This is a genomic window from Mesorhizobium sp. M7A.F.Ca.CA.004.06.1.1 (genome assembly GCF_003999135.1).
Taxonomy (GTDB): domain Bacteria; phylum Pseudomonadota; class Alphaproteobacteria; order Rhizobiales; family Rhizobiaceae; genus Mesorhizobium.
The window spans coordinates 1-1,517 of record NZ_RZPQ01001064.1; the positions used below are offsets into that span (position 1 = coordinate 1).

Annotated in this window: 1 protein-coding gene; it reads right to left on the reverse strand. The window is 59.9% G+C overall.

What is annotated here, in order from left to right; genetic code table 11:
- Positions 1 to 681 precede the first annotated feature (681 nt).
- Positions 682 to 1,517 (reverse strand): TOBE domain-containing protein (locus EN906_RS33840; RefSeq protein ID WP_127375762.1); only part of this gene is annotated, 836 nt, incomplete at its 5' end.

Here is a 1,517-nt window from a genome sequence, read left to right on the forward strand (position 1 = left end):
ATGAAGGAGCCCCGCCAGTATTGGCTCCTCTCGTGCGATCGTGCCACCTTGAGTGTATCGTTTTAATACAATCGGCGATTGGTAGACTTGCACCACGGATAGGCAGTTAGTTTCAGCGTCAGGCAAAAAGGGGGGAAATGCCTCGCACTGGGAGAAAACGATGTCCGTACAAAAAGGCGACTTTCGAACCAACAGAGCCGACTACGTGATTGCCGCGATGCATGGCGGAGTGACCGCCGACGACAGCGTTCGAGACGAGAACCTAGCAAGGAGAAAGAAGTCCCTGTGGCTGAAGGAGCGGCGATCGGCCAAGTCGGCTGAGAACCCGTTGGACAGTTCGCCGCTGTCCAAAAGAAGCCCTCGCGGTTAGCGGTCTACAATCCACTTCCGCGATCACACCATATCCGCACACAACCCACTCGCCCATATTGCAGGCGCCGCCGTCGGTGTTGACTAACTCCGACGGCGGCCCAATTCGTGGCGAAACGACCTCCGTTCTCTTGAGAAGACGGCGGGACTAAGGTCTTGCGCTGTAGACGCAAAGGTCCGAGTGGTCCTGTTAGGTTCCGGAAATGTCTGTTGGACGTTCCGCTATTTTATCCAATTGAAATGTAGCGTTACCTGTATTTCCCGCCCGACATCGGCGCCCGATACTGCTGCCCGACGCTCGGCTGTGTCCCCTCAGCCGATGCGATCACCGCTTTTCGGATCGAACAGATGCAATTGGTCTGGTTCGACAACCAACCTCACCTCGTCGCCTGGCTTCACGCCGGCACGGCCCATGGCAAAGACGCAAAGCTGCTGACTGGCCAGCTTGACGTAGAACTGCGTCGAAAGCCCGAGAGGCTCGACCACACCCACCTCGCCCTTCAACGCGCCCTCATCCGCCAACTTGATATGCTCGGGCCGCAGACCGACGGTGATGGCGTCACCGTCCGTCAGCGGCAGGCCTTCCGGCAGCCGCAGCGCCTGGCCATCGGTCAGTACAGCCTCCGGGGTACCACCCTTGCAAACAATCGCCGGCAGGAAATTCATGCCGGGGGAACCGATGAAACCGGCGACGAACATGTTGGCCGGCCGATCATAGAGATCGAGCGGTGCGCCGACCTGCTGGATCAACCCGTCATGCATGACGACGATCCGGTCGGCCATGGTCATCGCCTCGATCTGGTCATGCGTGACATAAACCGATGTCGTCTTCAGCTGCTGATGCAGCGCCTTGATCTCGGCGCGCATATGGACGCGCAGCTTGGCGTCGAGGTTCGACAGCGGCTCGTCGAACAGGAAAACCTTGGGATCGCGCACGATGGCACGCCCCATGGCGACGCGCTGGCGCTGGCCGCCGGACAGTTGCCGCGGCAGGCGTTGCAGGAACGTGTCGAGCCCGAGCCGCTTGGCGGCGCCGTCCACCCTGGCGTCGATCGTCGTTTTCTCCGCCTTCTTCAGGAGCAGGCTGAAGCCCATGTTCTTCGACACGTCCATATGCGGATAGAGCGCGTAGGACTGGAAAACCATGG